The organism is Paenibacillus jiangxiensis, from assembly GCF_046098255.1.
Lineage (GTDB): Bacteria > Bacillota > Bacilli > Paenibacillales > Paenibacillaceae > Paenibacillus > Paenibacillus jiagnxiensis.
Map to the genome: position 1 here is coordinate 78,525 of NZ_JBJURI010000026.1, position 14,138 is coordinate 92,662.

Annotated in this window: 14 protein-coding genes; 3 read left to right on the plus strand and 11 right to left on the minus strand. The window is 53.0% G+C overall.

Annotated features, from left to right (window positions below; all coding sequences use genetic code 11):
• Positions 1 to 274 precede the first annotated feature (274 nt).
• Entirely contained in the window at positions 275 to 754 is a 480-nt protein-coding gene (gene rlmH, locus ACI1P2_RS22710) for a 23S rRNA (pseudouridine(1915)-N(3))-methyltransferase RlmH (protein ID WP_355322941.1), read from the minus strand.
• A gap of 156 nt (positions 755 to 910) precedes the next feature.
• Complete coding sequence (locus ACI1P2_RS22715; protein ID WP_355322943.1) at positions 911 to 1,078, minus strand: CxxH/CxxC protein; 168 nt, start codon at positions 1,076 to 1,078, stop codon at positions 911 to 913.
• 270 nt (positions 1,079 to 1,348) lie between these two features.
• Between ACI1P2_RS22715 and ACI1P2_RS22720 the strand changes: the two genes are divergently transcribed.
• On the plus strand, positions 1,349 to 1,675 hold the full coding sequence (locus ACI1P2_RS22720; RefSeq protein ID WP_355323022.1) for a YxeA family protein: 327 nt from the start codon (positions 1,349 to 1,351) through the stop codon (positions 1,673 to 1,675).
• A gap of 81 nt (positions 1,676 to 1,756) precedes the next feature.
• Here the strand turns inward: ACI1P2_RS22720 and ACI1P2_RS22725 are convergent, their stop codons facing one another.
• Positions 1,757 to 2,638, minus strand: a complete 882-nt coding sequence (locus ACI1P2_RS22725; protein ID WP_355322945.1) for a DNA-binding protein — start codon at positions 2,636 to 2,638, stop codon at positions 1,757 to 1,759.
• 203 nt (positions 2,639 to 2,841) lie between these two features.
• On the opposite strand from ACI1P2_RS22725, the gene ACI1P2_RS22730 reads away from it, so the two are divergent.
• Positions 2,842 to 3,564 (plus strand): glycosyltransferase family protein, encoded by a 723-nt coding sequence (locus ACI1P2_RS22730; RefSeq protein WP_355322947.1) that lies wholly within the window; start codon positions 2,842 to 2,844, stop codon positions 3,562 to 3,564.
• A gap of 136 nt (positions 3,565 to 3,700) precedes the next feature.
• On the opposite strand, the gene ACI1P2_RS22735 is transcribed toward ACI1P2_RS22730, so the two are convergent.
• A complete protein-coding gene (locus ACI1P2_RS22735) occupies positions 3,701 to 4,942 on the minus strand; it encodes a S1C family serine protease (RefSeq protein WP_355322949.1) in 1,242 nt (413 codons plus the stop codon).
• Positions 4,943 to 5,309: 367 nt separating this feature from the next.
• Here ACI1P2_RS22735 and ACI1P2_RS22740 point away from each other — a divergent pair, with 367 nt between their 5' ends.
• Positions 5,310 to 5,516: a hypothetical protein gene (locus ACI1P2_RS22740; RefSeq protein WP_355322951.1), complete on the plus strand. Its 207-nt coding sequence runs from the start codon at positions 5,310 to 5,312 to the stop codon at positions 5,514 to 5,516.
• Here ACI1P2_RS22740 and ACI1P2_RS22745 read toward each other — a convergent pair.
• From ACI1P2_RS22745 to ACI1P2_RS22775, 7 genes are all read right to left on the minus strand, one after another.
• Positions 5,485 to 6,291, minus strand: coding sequence for an MBL fold metallo-hydrolase (locus ACI1P2_RS22745; RefSeq protein ID WP_355322953.1), 807 nt, complete (start codon positions 6,289 to 6,291; stop codon positions 5,485 to 5,487). The two genes, ACI1P2_RS22740 and ACI1P2_RS22745, sit on opposite strands and share 32 nt — an antisense overlap.
• Before the next feature lie 3 nt (positions 6,292 to 6,294).
• Complete coding sequence (gene yycI, locus ACI1P2_RS22750; protein WP_355322955.1) at positions 6,295 to 7,047, minus strand: two-component system regulatory protein YycI; 753 nt, start codon at positions 7,045 to 7,047, stop codon at positions 6,295 to 6,297.
• A gap of 45 nt (positions 7,048 to 7,092) precedes the next feature.
• Entirely contained in the window at positions 7,093 to 8,406 is a 1,314-nt protein-coding gene (locus ACI1P2_RS22755) for a YycH family regulatory protein (RefSeq protein ID WP_355322957.1), read from the minus strand.
• Complete coding sequence (gene walK / locus ACI1P2_RS22760; protein WP_355322959.1) at positions 8,403 to 10,229, minus strand: cell wall metabolism sensor histidine kinase WalK; 1,827 nt, start codon at positions 10,227 to 10,229, stop codon at positions 8,403 to 8,405. The genes ACI1P2_RS22755 and walK overlap by 4 nt, the downstream gene beginning before the upstream one ends.
• Complete coding sequence (yycF, locus tag ACI1P2_RS22765; protein WP_355322961.1) at positions 10,226 to 10,954, minus strand: response regulator YycF; 729 nt, start codon at positions 10,952 to 10,954, stop codon at positions 10,226 to 10,228. Before yycF ends, walK begins: the two co-directional genes overlap by 4 nt.
• A 296-nt stretch (positions 10,955 to 11,250) precedes the next feature.
• Positions 11,251 to 12,771 (minus strand): M23 family metallopeptidase, encoded by a 1,521-nt coding sequence (locus ACI1P2_RS22770; protein ID WP_355322963.1) that lies wholly within the window; start codon positions 12,769 to 12,771, stop codon positions 11,251 to 11,253.
• 580 nt (positions 12,772 to 13,351) lie between these two features.
• Entirely contained in the window at positions 13,352 to 14,017 is a 666-nt protein-coding gene (locus ACI1P2_RS22775; protein ID WP_355322965.1) for an ICP22 family protein, read from the minus strand.
• Positions 14,018 to 14,138: the final 121 nt, after the last annotated feature.

A 14,138-nucleotide genomic window follows, 5' to 3' on the forward strand; every position in this document is an offset into this window, starting at 1 on the left:
ACAAGCAGCGGTATGTCGCTGCTTGTTCTTGTTTTCTATTTCTATTTCCATTCCCACTTCCTCCATCCAATGGACGCTTTGTAGAGCAAACGACTTCCCGTCTGTTGCGAAAACCAAATTGCATAGCTTTATAGCGGTTCGCTTGAGCGTATTGAATTGAGAGCCGAATGTCACTTATAACCGCAACCAGGCAGACCGGTTATACAAGAGTACGAATAACATCGACTCTAGCCTTATGTTCTGCTCCGATCTCAAAATGCACCTGAACTTCGCCCTACTTATGATACGGTTCCCCCCGATTAATCTTCACCGCCCGATAAATCTGCTCCACCAGCACGAGCCGCATCAACTGATGCGGCAGTGTCATGCGCCCAAAGCTCAGCTTCTGCTGGGCGCGGCGTTGGACGGCGTCGGAGAGGCCGTTGCTGCCGCCGATCACGAACACGACGTGGCTCGTGCCGTAGGTGGCGAGCTTGTCCAGCTCGGCGGCCAGCTCCTCCGAGCTCCACAGCTTGCCGTCGATGGCGAGCGCAATCACATGCGCCTCGCTCTTGATCAGCGCGAGCAACCGCTCGCCCTCGCGCTCCTTCACCTGCCGGACCTCCGCCTCGCTCATGTTCTCCGGCGCTTTCTCGTCCGGCACCTCCAGGACCTCGAATTTCACATAAGGGCCGAGCCGCTTGGCATACTCTGCAATGCCCTGCACCAGATATTTTTCCTTCAATTTGCCGACCCCGATAATTTGTATGAACATAGCAGCCTCCCTTATTTCTTTTCTTCAGCTTAGCCTCGTACAGGCCATGTTGACAATGACGGATGCCAAAAAGAGCGCACCAGACGCTCTCCCGCCGGCCACGCTCTCCTGCTCGGTTCATTTCATTCGTTTCATGTACACTCAATCCGTACCCGGTTATACAACCAGAAACTCGGCATGCCGATCGCACTGGGAGCACTTGACCGGAGGGTCCCAATCGGAGAATTCCGTCTCCTTCAGATCCACCACATCCGGTGCGTCCTCAAATTCATCGACAAACAGCTCGATCGCCAGTTCCACATGTTCTTTGCATACGACGTACATTCAAATAGCATCCCTTTCCGTTATACCTCTGAAGCGAGCGGCTGGATTCGTAGAGCTCTTGTTCCTGATATCTATCATTCTAGCCACTTCTCTGTTCTACCACACCTCACAAGGAAAGAAAAGACCTGCGGCCCATTTGCATGCCTATAACCACAAATTAACTGCCAACACACTTTAATATTGTTTCTAAGATTAGGGAGCGACTGTCTATTTCATCTATGTATCGGTCATTTTGCTATCTGAAACTTCCTAGCCATTTGTATCGTCTTGTTGTCCATCTCCCTGTTTGGAGCATTGATGATGATCAGCGATCAGGAGCTGGCGAAGCTGAATCCGTTCGTTGAAGAGAAAACCTCCTATGTGCGGGTTGAAAGCTTGAGCACGGACATGGCGGTCGGCCTGCATACTCCTGCACAATATACGCTGCCCGTGTGGAAGGAGGACAGAAGCATGAAGGAAACGACCTTTCTTGGCACCAAGCTGCGTGAAGGAGCCTACCTGAAGCTGACTGAGAAAAAGGGGTATCTGATCTCCTATGAAGAGGTACAGCCGGAGGATATTCCTGAGGAGATCCGCATTCATTTGGAAGAATCCTGAGGGGATATGCCGAAACCTGTCCTATATCTGAAAACAATCTGTGCCTGAGCAAAAAACATTCTCCGCGTATCTGTTTATTTCTTACACTGCTCCTTCCCAAGAGGGCACAATCTGCTTGCCGTCGAAGACCATGCCCTCTTCTACCAGCTCAGCTTGTACAATGCATGACAGCATGTTTTGATACTCCTTGATCTGGCCGGTCGAAGCATAGCTGCGGAACATCTCGAACATCGCTACACATCTTTTAAAACCGCTCATATCATTCAGATGGATAAACTTGTCCAATGCGTGAAGCGTATAGGCCAATCCTCGTCGGTAATCCTTATTTCTAAAGCGATAAATGATGAGAAGGTACATGATTCTGGTATATCGAGAGAAAATGAGAGGGTCAAGTTCCGTGGTGTTGGGGTTAAAGTCTTCGATAAGTGCGTCGATTTCATCATTCAGATCAAAATTATGAAGCAGCGCTGCCTCCAAAATATTGACCAGACCGGGTGCGATTTCTTGCGGATTGTCTATTAAGAATTGAACATATTTTGGTAACGCTTCCAACTTGCCCTCTAATAAATCCAGACCGAAGCTGTTGGCCCTGGCAAGAAAATTGAAACGTTGAACCTCTTGAGTCCCGTCTTCACCCAAATTCTGAAACCATCCAAGATCCGAATACTGCCTGATACAGCACCTTTCCTCCTCATATTTTCTCTCCTTCCTGAACGCGATTCCTTTCATGAGCAGGCTGAATCCATAATAATACACCAGCGGGCGTTCCTTATGTATGGGCAAAATACCTTGCCCCTGCTCCTTTAAATTTAAACACTGCTCCTCATACTTTCCACATACCGTCACATGCAGATGATCTGCAATATCGATCAGCTCAGGCCAATTTCCGAGCGAATAAGCCATTCGCAGCAGCTTGACAAGTCCGTCCAGATCGCGGTAGTCCCTTAAGTCAATTTCCGTCATCTTGGCAATCACCCTCCTTCTTATTTTCCATCCCATCCAAAGGTATACCAGTCTGATTTACTCGTCAATAGCCGCATTTTATCGAAATTCCCCATAATTTGGTGACTGCCCAACCTTGAAAATCTTTCGGAGCAGCTCAAGGTTATACTGCAAAGCGCCGTTTCATATAGTTTTGGAGACCATAAGGAATGAGAGGGAAGACGATGGCAGAAGAAGAAAACTCCGTTTGTTTTGTAACTTGCGTGAATGATGAAGATATGTACAAATTATGCCTGAAGCATATTCAGAGTCTGATTGTCCCGCCGGAAGTTCATATCGAAACCATAGCCATCCGGGGAGCGGCCAGCATCACATCCGGTTATAATCAGGCTATTCGCGATTCAAACGCGAAATACAAGGTGTATCTGCATCAGGATACGTATCTCATGAACCGCAACTTTCTCCACGAACTGCTTGATTCGTTCAAAAAGTATCCGCAGCTCGGTCTTGTCGGGCTTATCGGTTCAGGAAGCATTCCGGCTAATGGGGTTTGGTGGGAATCAGATGAACGCTTCGGTAAAGTGTTCGAGTACCGCGACACATATCATTATTTGAAATTTGCTGAGGCAGAGGGCCCTTTTCAAAGCGCAGCTGCATTGGACGGCTTGTTGATGGCAACTCAATATGACATTGCATGGCGTGAAGATATCTTTGACGGCTGGCATTTTTATGATGTATCCCAATGCTGCGAATTCAAGAGGAGAGGATATTCGGTAGGCATCCTGCCCCAAGATGAACCGTGGGCGTTTCATGCCTGCGGAGACACGTATCCCGATGACACCCTGGGTCGGCTTCGATACCTGGCCGTCTATTGTTGGTATCGGGACAAATTCCTGCTCGAATACGAAAATGATCCAAACATATTCGAGGCGACCATGGCGCCTTGATTTTCCGGACAAAAAATACAGGAAGCACAGAAGACCGGCGCGAGTTATGCTCTTGCCCGTTCTCCTGTGCTTCCTGTTCCTGTCTTCTCCGGCTGCCAGCCGGCTCCGACAGGTCTGATGTATTCGCCCTTACTCCTTACTCTTTCGGCTTATCCGTCAGGGTCACCGCCACCTTCTCAGCCTTACCCTGACGGTAGTATGTGACATCCATCTTATCGCCGATTTCCTTGTGATCATACAGATAACGCCGCAGCTCCAGTGTGGACTTAATCGGTTTCCCGTCCAGAGCCGTAATCACATCGTTCAGCTTTAGGCCGGCTTGCACTGCAGGGCCGTGCGATTCCAGCACAATCACCCCTGACTTGACCTCGTCCGGAAGCTTCAGCTCCTTGCGCTGCTCATCATCGATGGGAGCGTACGGATTTTCCAGGTCAACCGTGTACACGCCCAGGTATGGACGGTTCACCTCGCCATCGTCCATCAGATCATAGACCGTGGTCATCACCTCATTGGCCGGAATGGCAAAACCCAGTCCCTCCACGCCGGTGTCCGCAATCTTCATCGTATTCATGCCGATGACCCGCCCGTTCAGATCGACCAGTGCGCCTCCGCTGTTGCCCTCGTTAATGGCGGCATCCGTCTGAATGACGCTTTGCTCCCAGTCATATACGCCATCCTGATTGATGGACACCGGAATGATCCGGTTCGTATAGCTGACGATTCCGGAAGTAAGCGTATCGCCCAATCCGAGCGGATTGCCGATGGCGATCACCGTCTCGCCGAGACGCAGACGGCTGGAATCGCCGATCTCGGCAACCGTACCTATGTTCTTATCATCAACGGCCAGCACCGCGATATCCGTTACGCGGTCCCTGCCGATCAGTTCCGCTTTCTTGTTCTCCCCGTCTACCGTCACCACTTCAAGGTCCTCGGAGCCCTCCACCACATGATTATTGGTCATGATGTAAGCCTTACCCCCGGCAATACGGAAGATTACACCCGAGCCAAGCGCCGAGTCGGCCAGCACCGCTCCTTGCCCGTCCCGGTAATTTACAATACTTACGACCGCAGGTCTTACCTTGGCAGCCGCCTGAATAATACGTTCATACGGATCTGCTGAGAAGGACAGCGACTTGTAACCACTGGTGCCGGTGAATGCCGTGGTGCCCGGCAGACCTGTAATAAAGCCGAACAGCAGGATGGCCACCATCGCGCCGATCGCACCGCTGACAGCCGCAGTCTGCAGCGTCGACGGCCGTCTGGGGCGCCCTGTTCCCCGAGACCATCGGGCCTTGCTATGACGGGAACCGGAGGCGGGGGTCTTCAAGCTGCGTCCCGACACTTTAGCCGAGTAAAAGTCGTCATCAAACAAGCCCATGCTGATCCTCTCCCCTTCATGACACGTACCGGTTTTACTTATTTATCACCACAAATTTCCTTTGCAAAGCGAAACTGCTAAATTTCCACCGTCTCTGCCCGTTTGCCGCAGCACGAGTCGGCATTTCCAGCATACACGCTGGCGAACGAACCGGATAGAGGCAAAAAGAGGAATGAACTCCACCGAACCTGACTACAATGGTAAAGAGTCTATAAGACATGCATTGCCGCTTTTCCAGGCATTCATAAGGCTGTTTGTGCAGCTTCCAAATCTTTGTATTTGGTAATTGTATTGTATCATATGCCACTTTAAAAAACAGAGATGTTTTAAGCGGACAAGTTCATTTTTTTGGAAGGAGAAATGCATAATGGAACGCTACCGGACAACCATGGAGGAAGTGGGGATCGTCGCCAAGCTGGCAGACCTGAAGGAAGAGCATTACCGCAACACGCTTGCGCTCAGCACGCTGATCGAGCTGCTCGTGGAAAAGGGGCTCTTAACACGTGAGGAAGTGGAGCACAAAGCCGCCGAGCTGGACAGCTTTATGGCTCACTCACCTTATCCCATGGCGTAGGCCTGTCGTAATACGTGTCACACAGCCTGAATTCAGAATCCTTGTAGAAACAGCCGCGGTCTTCCATCGCTCCGCGTACCGTTATTTTGGCCAGCTCCATCATGTTATGGTCCCGGCTCAAATGCGCAAGGTACGTCCGCTTTGTATATCCGTCAAGCAGCTCGCTCAGGATCGCTCCCGCCATTTCGTTGGATAAATGGCCAATGTCGCTCAGAATCCGGCGTTTGATATTCCACGGATAACGGCCCATGCGCAGCATCTCTACGTCATGGTTCGCCTCCAGAACCAGCACATCCGCTTTGGAGATCGCCTGCTTCACCTTGTCACTGACATAACCGAGATCGGTGGCGACGCTCAGCTTCTCCGGTCCGTCATAAAAGCTGTAGCCCACCGGCTCGGCGGCGTCATGAGATATGCCGAACGATTCCACGCGCAGTGAGCCAAATTCCATGGTCGCCCCTGTCTCCAGTATCCTGCGATTCTCGTCTTCTATAGCTCCGATGGACTTGCCCATTGCCGCCCATGTTTTTTCATTGGCATAGACCGGGAGGCTGTATTTGCGCGCGACCGCCCCCAGGCCTTTAATATGGTCGGAATGCTCGTGAGTCACGAGGATGCCGTCCAGATCGCCACCGCTCAGCTCCCGTTCCTGCAGCAGCTCTTCAATGCGCTTCGCGCTAAGCCCTGCGTCGATCATTATGGTGGTGTCCTCATTGCGGACCACCGTCGCATTCCCTGTCGAACCGCTCGACAGCACGGTAAATGATATGCCCATTGCTCATAATTCCTCCGTTTGCTCTGTCTTCGGGCTGATGACATCACCGTTCATCTGCACGTAATACTCCTGCCCGTCCTCAAGAATGAACCGCCACACCGCAACGGCCACCTGGTTGTCCGAGTTAAAATCACGCCCGTAATAGCCCAGCCGGATATCCTTCACGACCGCTTCCATCGGCAAATAATTGTCTACCAATCTGCCCAGCGCCTTCGCCGCCGGCAGCGCCATTTCCTTTTCCTCCGTCGTCGTCAGCTCCACCGGGATTTTACGGTATTCCGTAATCTTCTGATTGCTGTAATACAGCTCCAGATTTACCTTGAAAAGGGGCCATCTGCCCTCGACGAGCGGATGCAGCACAAAGGCGCCAAAGGCATCGTCCGAATCATATTCTGCCAAAGGATCGTAATCGTAGTTCGCGATATCCGGAATCTCGGAACGCAGCGCTTCGGTCAGCTCCGGCAGGCTGAAAATCAGCTTGCTGTCCACCGGCTTGTCCAGCTTGACCTTCTTCCCTTTCTCGCCTTCCACGTACGTATAGGACAGCTTTGGCAGCTCCGGTGTTCCACCGGGAATGGGAGCCAGCACCTGAATGCCCTTCTCTTCCATCAGCCGCTGCGTATCCTTATCAAGGGATGTGAAATCCAGTGACGGGCCAGCCGTCTCGCGCATATCGCTCCACAGCTGGAATCCCAGCACCAGGTTCAGCAGCAAAAAGGTGACAATCAGCACATTTTTGGCGCGGCTCCAATCCATTCCCGTTCCTCCTTCACACTTCAATCACAACGCTCCGAACCGGCATTAGCGGCCAGTTGCCGCTGTTCCGGAGGCAGGCGACGCCCCTACTGTGAATTCGCCGCCGTTTTCCAGCTTCACCCGCCATACCGGAACCAGCTCGATTCCCTGGTCGATCAGCTTTGGCATATAAACCGGGCTGATGTCCGTAATGGCCTGGCCTTCCGCCTGCTTGGCAAGCTGCTGCTTGAGCTTCTCGCCTCCCGGCAGCATCACCTTGTGGGAGGAATGCTCGCCGCCCTTCAGATAGAGCAATGAGCGCTCGTAGACCGACGCCGTCTCTTGCTGCATCTCCAATTGTATGGTCCCAAAGCGGAAGGACGGCTTGTCCATCACCGGGAAAGACTTGTAATACTGCTGGAATACAACCTTGGTCCCGTAATCCAGGCTGCTCTGCAGCGCCAGCCGATAGCGGCCGTCCCAGCCGCCGTGCTGGTTGACGAATTCCACGCCTGCAAGCAGATCACGGACGGCGTCGCTTTGCTCCGAGGAAGGGGCGGCCGGGTCCGTATAACTCATCCAGCGCTGCTCCTGCTTCACCTGAAGGCTGCGCTTGCTGTCCGTATAGATTTCCGATCCGTCCTTCTCCTGAATATTGCGCGTAATGCTTGGATCAAAAAACAGGTTGCGCTGCATTTGCTCAATGGTGAACAAGCCCGACAGCACGACAGGCTGCTCTACCTCCATATCCTCTTGAGGGATATAATAATTCCCGTCCACCATCTCATATGGCGGCGAGCTGATGCCAAAGGCTGCATGCTGCTCCACATCCTCGACCGTCAAATCCGCCTGGGTCGCTTCATACACGACATCCCCGCGAGTGCTGAAGAACAGCGCGTGCGTCTTCGACGCCTGCTTGTCAATGTAGATCCAGATTCGGTTGATCGTCTCCGCACGAAAGACGGGATCCGGCGTGATCCGCATCAGCTTCTCCAGCAGCGTAACGGGAACGCCTCCACTGAAGGAGAGCTCAATCCCCTTGTTCTGCTCGCGGACCGCATTCCAGTCTGCTGACTGGATACTGCGTCTTTGATAGTTTTCGAAGGTCCGTCCTTCCAGACGCGATAGAATCAGATCATAAAAGGTCGTTCCCGGATAGAAGACCGTATGCTTGTTCCCCCCCATATGGATGATCATCCGATCAGGGAAAATCAGATCCTCGACGCTCTCCTCCTGACCCATATTCTCGGTCTGCACATAGCTCGTCTCCGATGTAAGCACTGTGCCGCTTCCCGGCAGACGGTAAATCAGGAAATAGCTCTGCACCAGACTGCCCAACACCAGGACGGCCAGCGCCGCCGACTTCAAGCGTTCCTTCACTGCGCTTCCCTCCCTTCACCCGGCAGCGGCAGTGTAAACGTCGCACATGTTCCTTTGCCGAGCTCGGATTCCAGGGTGATTGTGCCGCCATGCGCTTTGACAATTTCCCGGGCAATCGACAAGCCCAGCCCTGTTCCCCCCATGTTTCGCGAACGGGCTTTGTCGACACGGTAGAAACGTTCGAAAATCCTGTCGAGATCCTTCTTCGGGATGCCGATACCGGTATCCTGTACGGATATCGCCAGCCACTCACCGCGGCGGCGGGCCTCGATCACAATGCTGCCGTCTTCCGGCGTGTATTTGAGCGCATTCGATACCAGATTATCCAGCACCTGATCCACCTGATCCCGGTCCACCATAACCGCACCGATGCCCTGTTCAATGACGACCCGGTCCGTTATCTGCTTCTCCTGCAATTGGAACGAAAAGCGGTCTGCCACGTCCTCCAGCAGCTCTTCCACATCCACCGGCTGAATGCGAAGCGGTGCCTCGTTGGAATCCAGCCTGGACAGGTGCAGCAGATCCGTAACCAGCCGGATCATGCGCTCGGTCTCGTTCCGGATAACGCCGACAAAGCGCTCGCCGAGCTGCGGCTCCTGCATGGCGCCCTCGTCGAGCGCTTCCGCGTAGCTCCGAATCGTCGTCAGCGGCGTCCGGAGCTCATGCGACACGTTCGCCACGAACTCGCGCCGCGTATGCTCCATCTCCTCCTGCTCGGTCACATCCTGCAGGACGGCGATGGTGCCGGTAATGCCGATCTCGCGGCGATGAATCGGTGTGAACGTGACCCGGATCACGACCGGCTCGGACTGGTCCGGCGGTTCCAGCTGCAGCAATGTGGATGCGGGTATGCCCGTAATGAGCGCATCCGCTTCCTCCGGGTCGAGGCCAAGCAACAGTGCGATATGCCTGCCGGCAATCTCGTTATTGTTCACCCCGAGCATGGAACTGGCGCGCAGGTTGACGAGGATGACCCGCCCGTTCTCATCCGTCGCAATGACGCCGTCGCTCATGTTCGACAGAATGGAGGACAGCTTCTCCTTCTCCTCCTCGTTCTGGGCGAGCGCATCACGCAGCCTGCTGGTCATATAATTGAAGGCGCTGCTCAGCTGGCCAATCTCGTCACTGCCGAACACAGGCATCTTCTGCTCGAAATTGCCCTCCGCTACAGCCGTCGCATGCTTCGTCATCAGCCTGATCGGGTGTGTGATCGTATGGGCGAGCACGACCCCCAGCACGGCCGTCAGCCCGAGCGCGATCAGCATCCCGGACAGGAACACGTTGTTGATCCGCTGCATCGTGTCATACAGCTCCGCCATGGAGGCGGCAATGTAGACGGCACCGACGATTTTGCCGTCGCTGATGACCGGTTTGGCCACGACCTTTTTACGCACATTATCCTCATCAATCATATATTCTTCATTATCGCGGATGCCCTGCAGCGCGCGGCTGACCACGGTTTGCGTGTTTTTGCGGCCGACATAATCGGCATGCGAGCCCTGCGAGGTGATCAGCACCTTTCCGCTCGCGTCCAGCACCTGAATCTCGGCGCCGCTGAAGTCAAACAGATTGTTCACGCGCACGCGCAGGCTTTCCACGCTGTCTTCCGCACTTTTTCCGTCGCTTCCACCCAGGTCCTGCTCTGCAAGAACGGCCAGCATTTCCGCCCGGGCCTGCAGATCCTGCGTGAAATTGCTCGTCAGCGAGTTCTTCATGGAACTGACGAAATACACGCCGATCAGCTGCATGGCCACCAGGATGAGCAGCACATAAATAATGATCAGCTTCGCCTGAATCGTACGGAAGAACTCCATCCATTTCATCCGAAGCTGCCGCCTTTGCCGTTATGGATCAAATAGCCGAGCCCGCGCCGGGTCACGATCGTCTCCGGCTTACTCGGATTCTCTTCGATCTTCTCGCGCAGCCGCCGGATGGTGACATCCACTGTCCGCACGTCGCCGTAATACTCAAAGCCCCACACCGCCTGCAGCAAATGCTCACGCGTCATCACCTTGCCCGCATTTTTCGCCATGTAGTGCAGCAGCTCGTATTCACGGTGCGTCAGATCCAGCGCCGCCCCATTTTTATAAGCAGTGTACATATCCGTATCAAAATAAAGCTCCCCGACACGCAGCCCCTGCGGCTTTTCCTCTGCCGGCTTGGGCTCAGCTGTCGTGACACCGCGCTGACGGCGCATCTGCGCCTTCACCCGCGCCAGCAGCTCGCGCGTGCTGAACGGCTTTGTCACATAATCGTCCGCCCCCAGCTCCAGGCCAAGCACCTTGTCGATCTCCCCGTCCTTGGCAGTAAGCATAATGATGGGGGTCTGCAAATGATGTCCCCGCACTTCGCGGCACACATCCATACCGTCCATGCCCGGCAGCATCAAATCCAGCAGAATCAGATCCGGCTGCTGCTTGACGGCGATATCGACCGCACTGATTCCGTCAAAGGCGCAAATGACCTGGTAGCCTTCCTTTTCCAGATTGAATTTCAAAATATCGGCGATAGGCTGTTCGTCATCCACCACCAGAATCGTTCCCTGCATGCCGTATCTCACCTCGATCGCATCTATATATGAAGCTCATGGAACCATTTTTAAATTTATTTTATATATTTATTTTCATTCTAACGTTCATTTTAGCATAGCGGGCATGCGGTTACATCCTTTGCCCTTCATATTGTCTGTGAAAAAACACCCTCAGCCCGTCAAAGCTCGTGGAAGCGGCAAAAAGCATGCCCGGCAACAGCCGGACACGCCCTGTGTTCTTCCATATTAAAAATAAATAAATACAATAAACTCATGATTCACCAGGCGCTTGTGCCTGAAGAACGCCTGTCCTGTTATCTCAGATAAGTGAGCGGATTTTGCGCTGTGTTGTTCTTACGGATCTCAAAATGCAGATGCGTTCCCGTTGAACGGCCCGTGTTGCCCATTACGGCGATGGACTCTCCCTTGCTTACAGTCTGGCCGACAGAGACCCCGATGCTGCTTAGATGGCCGTACAATGTCTGATAACCGTTGCCATGGTCGATAATGATCACATTGCCGTATCCATTCTGCTGTCCCGCAAAAACAACCCTGCCTTCATCCGCTGCCCTGACATCGCGGCTGCCTACCATGTCGATGCCCTCATGCATTCTGCCCCAGCGCGAACCAAAGCTGCTTGTCAGAGAAGCGCCCGATACCGGCCATGCGAAATCGCCTGACCCCTGGCCAACCACCTTGGTCCCCCGCAGCACAACCTCCGGCACGGAAGCTTTCAGCACCTTCTGGCCGAGCCATTCTTCCTTCACGACTGCCCCGTTCTCCTTGGTGATCTGATAATCCATCTGCTTCAATCCTGCCTGTCCGGCACGGACAACCTTGCTGGTTCCGGCTTTCAGCTCATCGCTTTGACGAATGACCCGCTCCGGCTCAATCTTGATCTGTTCGACCACCTTCTCCACCGTCTTGACCGTGACCGGCGGCTTCGGTGCCGTAATTTTGAGCTCATCGCCGATTTGCAGGTACTTTTCCTTCGTGCCAGGGTTATTTTGCTTGATCTCCCAGGGCGTCATGTCAAAATTGCTGGCGATGGTGGAGAGCGTATCCCCTTCCCTTACCGTATAAGTTACCGGCTCTTCCCGTTCCTTCATCAAAGCCTTGACCGCTTCCTCCTCCGTCAGCACCTTGTTCGGATCGGCCTTCACTGATTCAAGATCGATGTCCTCGTTAATGCCTACGGAGGTCAGCCAGGTTTTCGGCGCTGCCGCTGCCGTCCCGGTCGAAGCTTTCATGGTACTGGATTGTACACCCGTTGCACCATCACTGTCCGGTATATACTTCTTCTGAACCTGTTTCAGCACAACCTGGGCTGTCTCAGTATCCTTGACAATACCTACGGCCTCTCCGTCCACGACCAGCTCAACGCCTTTGGCGTATGCCGTCAGCATGCCGTCCAGCTTATCCAGCGTCGCGTTGCTGTCGATGTCCGCTTTGTAGGCTTTCTCCACCTTGGTCGATATGCCTTTTGTATTCAGCACCATCTCCACATCCGGATATTTCTCGGCATACTCTTGCGCTTTATTTTCATACAGCTTCTTCAGCTGTTCCTCGCTCTGAAGAGCTCCTACTTCTGTGCCCTTGATGTACACCTTGTAGTAGGGGACGGTGTTGGCGGCAACATATTGGTTGCCTGCAAATATGATCCCGCCCACAACAATGACACTTCCGGCCGCTACTACCGCCCATTTGCGGGGACCGTTCAAGCCTTGCCGCCACTGTCTGATGTCAAAGGCGGGCTTCCTCTTGCCTTTCTGTTCATCAGATGCTCCGCTTCCGGGCTTCTTGCCAATCCATCGTGTTCCCTTGAAACCCTTCATGGTTCTCTCCCTTTCAGATCTTTCTCTAGCTCAAAAATTCAGGTTCCCGATCTCTGATTTGTATAAGGACAATTCCATTAGTTCGTAGTTAAGTTTGATTGTTAAAATTGCATGGATACGCAAAAAGGTTTCAAAAATTTAACCTTTTCATAATACCAATTTACTTTAACACAGCTTTTACCGGGATTTCAACTTTACCAAACAATGCAAAAAACCGCGCGGGGCGCGGCTTGCAAACGATTTACTCCACTATACTTCTTTTGGTTTTTATACCTTACGTTTACAAAACATGCGAAAGAGCCAGTCCAAAGACCTATATGTGAGTGTTCAAAAAGTCAGGTTTTCAGCACCGAAGCTTATGCTTCCGAAGTGCGTTTTTTCAAAACGCTTGAGTTGAATGAAGCAAGGGACTGAGGAGCGGAGCGTACTTGGGGTACGTGAGCACCTGAAATGTTTCCGGAGGAAACATGCTTCGGAAGCATCCGCTTAGGCCCGGCTGAATTCAAGATTCGATGTCGAGTCCGCTCCCTGACTTCCTTCGTGATCAAAAGATGACTTTTTGAACTACCTCTATATGTCTTTATTTCTTAAGCAGCTCCATCAGCTTGGTGTATTCTTCTGTGGTCATCCGCTTGGCAATCACCTGTTCAATCTCCTGCAGCTCCGCTTCCGTCAGTCCGTCTTCCATGGCAGCGGAAATTTTCTGCATATCCTCAGCCGGCAGCTTGTTCATCAGCATGGTAAAGATCTGCTGCTTCTCCGCTTCCGGCAAGCTGTCCTTCTTCTCCGCAATTTCACCAGGCGTCATGACCAGCTGCTCACCGCCGGATCCCGCATCATCGGAATTACTGGCACCACTGGCACCTTCCTCTGATGTTTCCCCTGATGCTTCACTTGATGCTGCCTCATCCTGGCTGCTCCCCATGACAGGCAGCGCACCGTCCGGCATTTCTTCAGAGCTGGGCTTCGCAGGTGTGTCTCCCTGCTGCACCGGTGTGCTCCCCGTTTCATCCGGATTGCCTGTGACGGCAGATTCCGTTGAGCCGGTATCCGGCTGCTTGCTCCCGAACAAACCTCCGCCGAAAACATTCAAACCTATAGCCGGTTCATTCTCAAGCTGAATATTAAAAGACTCCAACAGCGATTTCACATATACACTCACAACCATTCCCGTGGTCAGCATCGTCAGCCCGCTGATCAGAACGACGGTCAACCCTGTCTTCATCAGCCATCCGAGCCATCTCATATGCAATCTCCTCCTCTTGGCACCACACAGCAGCTTCGATTACCTTTTTGTACCAGTATGGACGAAAAAGAAGAGCATTAACCCCTGAGTGGCGCGCAGGAGAGTTACAACGTCTCAAAAA

Coding starts and splice junctions, on each gene's coding strand:
- rlmH (WP_355322941.1), bottom strand. CDS start 754: ATGTTCATACAAATTATCGGGGTCGGCAAATTGAAGGAAAAATATCTG.
- ACI1P2_RS22715 (WP_355322943.1), bottom strand. CDS start 1,078: ATGTACGTCGTATGCAAAGAACATGTGGAACTGGCGATCGAGCTGTTT.
- ACI1P2_RS22725 (WP_355322945.1), bottom strand. CDS start 2,638: ATGACGGAAATTGACTTAAGGGACTACCGCGATCTGGACGGACTTGTC.
- ACI1P2_RS22730 (WP_355322947.1), top strand. CDS start 2,842: ATGGCAGAAGAAGAAAACTCCGTTTGTTTTGTAACTTGCGTGAATGAT.
- ACI1P2_RS22735 (WP_355322949.1), bottom strand. CDS start 4,942: ATGGGCTTGTTTGATGACGACTTTTACTCGGCTAAAGTGTCGGGACGC.
- ACI1P2_RS22740 (WP_355322951.1), top strand. CDS start 5,310: ATGGAACGCTACCGGACAACCATGGAGGAAGTGGGGATCGTCGCCAAG.
- ACI1P2_RS22745 (WP_355322953.1), bottom strand. CDS start 6,291: ATGGGCATATCATTTACCGTGCTGTCGAGCGGTTCGACAGGGAATGCG.
- yycI (WP_355322955.1), bottom strand. CDS start 7,047: ATGGATTGGAGCCGCGCCAAAAATGTGCTGATTGTCACCTTTTTGCTG.
- walK (WP_355322959.1), bottom strand. CDS start 10,229: ATGAAATGGATGGAGTTCTTCCGTACGATTCAGGCGAAGCTGATCATT.
- yycF (WP_355322961.1), bottom strand. CDS start 10,954: ATGCAGGGAACGATTCTGGTGGTGGATGACGAACAGCCTATCGCCGAT.
- ACI1P2_RS22770 (WP_355322963.1), bottom strand. CDS start 12,771: ATGAAGGGTTTCAAGGGAACACGATGGATTGGCAAGAAGCCCGGAAGC.
- ACI1P2_RS22775 (WP_355322965.1), bottom strand. CDS start 14,017: ATGAGATGGCTCGGATGGCTGATGAAGACAGGGTTGACCGTCGTTCTG.